Here is a 3501-nt window from a genome sequence, read left to right on the forward strand (position 1 = left end):
AGTTGATAAAACTCTGAATGCTTTCTTTCTGACATGATGTTCTCTTTTTTTTAAAGACAGGTAAAGGCAGGGGCAAAATTAGGTTATGCCCCCGTTCGGTGTTTTAAAGACGTATGACTCCCTACGCTCATACAGCAGCGCATTAGTCAAATTGGTCTGAAATTAACCTGAAGGTGGCGAATCTAGCGCCTTTCGGCTAGATAAATATTGAAAATTATTTGTAAAATGAATAATAATGACGTAGGTCATGATATTTTACTCTCCAAAGTAAATGTTGTGGCTTAGCTGGTAGGGGGAACTGAGAATTCCTTCTATCAGCGCTTTTTAAAATAAGCTAAAATATATAGCCATTTCATCTTATTTTATTATCTTGTTGATTTCAATAAAAATTTACACATAGAGGGTTTGCGCTGCAAGGCAAGCCCTCTATGTGATTGATAAGCCCAATAGCGGTACTAATTAATTTTCTTTATCTTACAAGCCACTAAATAATCAACACCGAGTTATTATTTAGATAATACTGGTGAATTAAAAAATTCAATTATTGATTTTATCGAAGCCTCTATTAGCTTTATTAACAAAGAAGGAGAATATAGGTTTTTCCTAAATGGCCAAGTACTTTTGGAAAACAACTCCTCAAAGCATGTCCAATTGTTCAAACTATTCGAAACTCTTTATAAGATAATTTAGAGGTAATTCGAATCCCTCAAAAAGAATGTCTAGGGTATTAGAAAGTAATGGTTTTAAAAAAGAAGACCTTCTTCGAAATTGGTTAGTACTACCAGCTTTTGGTAATACAGCGCGTGATTGTTATATCTACATACAAACTTGGGCGCCATTAAGTTAATATAAAACGGTTTTTATGTAATGAACCATTCCTTGGCGTACCCAATGGCTTTAGCCTTATTCTTGCTCGAATAAATTGCCATGCCGTATTTTTTCAAAATGATATTACGGTTGTCATAATGATGCCATTTACTCACTTGTTTTTTGGAAAATTTCTCTGATGGAAAATAAGTTTTAATAACATACCAAGTGTCCTGTCTGATTCCTTGAAACATAAAATTAAAAAAATATTGTGAAATCCTAAAGAAATTAACTTGCAAAATGTAATTAATTTTTTTAGGGATATCCTCAAAAGAATTGAGGTACTCTTTATCTTACTCATCTAACTCAAATATAAACGGTCGGTCTTTATCCTCTAAGATGGTTCTTAGGAGAGCAGGGACTGAGAACAGCACAAAATTGGTCTTATCAAGAACTCATGAAATGGTTTATTCAAGCAAGTCAGGATGCGGCGGCAAATAATATCGCCACAACTAGCCTGCAAGAACAGCTTACCTTGCCATGCCAGGGGCTAATGTCGGTGAGTTTAAATTCTTGCGCGACTGCCTGAGATCATCTGTTCTTACTTCATCAAGACGGGTAATAGCCGCCAAATCAAAATGCTTCGTCCGCGACGGCGAATGAATCCAGAACAACTCTTTAAATGCATCAAAAGGCATTGTAGATCCGGTCACTTTCAAGCCGAAGGGCAAGCCTTCCACGGCCGCGCGAATTAATCCAAAATTAAGATCTGAATTAGAAGGCACCAAAGGAAACCATGAATCAATTTGAGAAGTAGTCCAATTATAAAAAGTTAAACCACGCGGTAATGTGAGCTCATTAAATGAAGGGCACGGATAAAATGACCGGTCCGGCCTGCAATATTCTTGAACTACATGTGCCGGTACATCCCGTTGAGCCTTGCTCACAACCAACCAGGCAGCCTCCATTGCATCCCAATTACTGGTATTATACCACGCAGAATAGCCATCAACATGGGCTTGCAATGCCGTTTTAAGCGGCGCCAAATCAAAATGAGCGCTGCGATGTTCCGCACTATTTTGTTGATAAGAAAGTCCTGCCGTGTCGTTGGCATCAATCCGAACTAACATATCGGCTTTCGTTTCCTCGTCCATATGACGTTCTAGCATACGACACATATGCGTGTCTTTAGCCCAATAAGCATATTCATAGGCGGTGCAGTTAAACGTTCTTCCGGAATAGTCTGTTGCAATTGATTTCATCAATTGCAACTTTGGATTCATTTTTATCATGGCTTCTGCTTCCTTTTGTTGACCTAAAAGCACATGATTTAATAGTTGTTTAGCAGCACGTTTATTCAATTCAGGCAATGCAACAGAGTTCATTGTTCTGCAGGTTTTACTAAGATTATTTAAATCTTGGTTTGTAAACAAATCTATTCCTACTTGGTTTGTAAAAAAATCTATTCCCAATATGGCAAATACTTTTTCTGCATAGGAAGGCTCCAGCGATAAGAGTTCATCCACTGCTTGTCCTATCTTTTTAATCGCAGCTTGTTTAGGAGTTTCTGAGGCAAATAAAGAAACACGCCCAGTAGTCCATTTTGAATGCACAGCCTTAATAGCTAAAGCCAAACCTAAAGTAACTACAGCAAGTACAAGATTTATAATGAACGGTTTTAAGTGTTCATGTTGACTCATTAAAATATCTTCGCTATGTAATCTTGCAATAAATTTTGTTTGGAAGCGATTAGCTAATTGTAATTGTGAATAGTTTGTGTTTGAGCTAACGAATTGATCTACATCGTTTTTAAGTTGATTTGCAAAGACCGCTATGGGATTTTCTTTATTAGAACCGGCAAAAACTTTCAGTTTCTCAATAGTTGAATACAATGTATTAATTGCACGAGTATATTCATTTTCTCCAAGTTCGATTAATCTTTTTTTAGCTTCTGTAGATACGTTTAAATTGCTGCTTTCATCCACTAAAAGAAGTCTTATCTTATAAAGTGTGGTTGTTAGATGAAGCCCAGGAAATTTATTGATATTGTCTTTAATGAGGTCGAGGAGACCTTCTTTTTTCCCTGTGTTAAGTGAGCCTTTTAACTGAGAGATAAATTGATTGCGAGTCTTTTTGTCAGTTGGAAAGAATATATCTTTTATTCGATAACGTTTACTGCGCTCGCTTTGATAGGTGCCAAGTAAAGAGTTAATCTGTGCAGCTACATTATTTTCTACAGTCATTTTAATTTAAACCCTCTGTTTATATTTTGTATGATTATAAACGAGAATTATTAAGTGATTATTAAATTCTATGCTTCAAACTTTAACTCCCCAGGGCGATTTCATCAAAGTTTAAAATCCAATTACTTTTTTTGTATATTGAACAGAAAGAGCAGCTTTCTCCAGAAGATTTATTTCCTCGCACTTCCATAAGAGTTACCTTATTATTAGTAGTATAAGTGGCATCTTCGAGAACAATCTCCGCAGCTGTATGAGAAGCAGCCACGTTCATTTGTGCATAAGCACAAGTTCCAATATTTTTAGCATCAAAAAATTGAACTGCGTCTGTCCACCCCTCTTTATGAAACGCTCCTTGTGGTACAAATCCTATCTGACTAATCATTAAACTTGTCGGAACCCCTTTAAACTTAAAGGCTAATTTAATATTATCACTAGATTCTCTTATATGAGT

The 3501-nt window shown here is 36.2% G+C and carries 2 protein-coding genes; both read right to left on the minus strand.

Annotated elements, in window-relative coordinates:
* Positions 1 to 1337: 1337 nt before the first annotated feature.
* Positions 1338 to 3050 (minus strand): hypothetical protein, encoded by a 1713-nt coding sequence (locus WA877_RS03950; protein WP_425169632.1) that lies wholly within the window; start codon positions 3048 to 3050, stop codon positions 1338 to 1340.
* An 82-nt stretch (positions 3051 to 3132) separates the two neighbouring features.
* A partial coding sequence (locus tag WA877_RS03955) for a hypothetical protein (RefSeq protein WP_425169634.1) occupies positions 3133 to 3501 on the minus strand: 369 nt, incomplete at its 5' end.

It is taken from the genome of Legionella sp. (genome assembly GCF_049790535.1).
GTDB lineage: Bacteria > Pseudomonadota > Gammaproteobacteria > Legionellales > Legionellaceae > Legionella.

What these genes read in the sequence shown, in the direction of transcription:
- WA877_RS03950 (WP_425169632.1), bottom strand. Translation starts at nt 3,050, where the DNA reads ATGACTGTAGAAAATAATGTAGCTGCACAGATTAACTCTTTACTTGGC.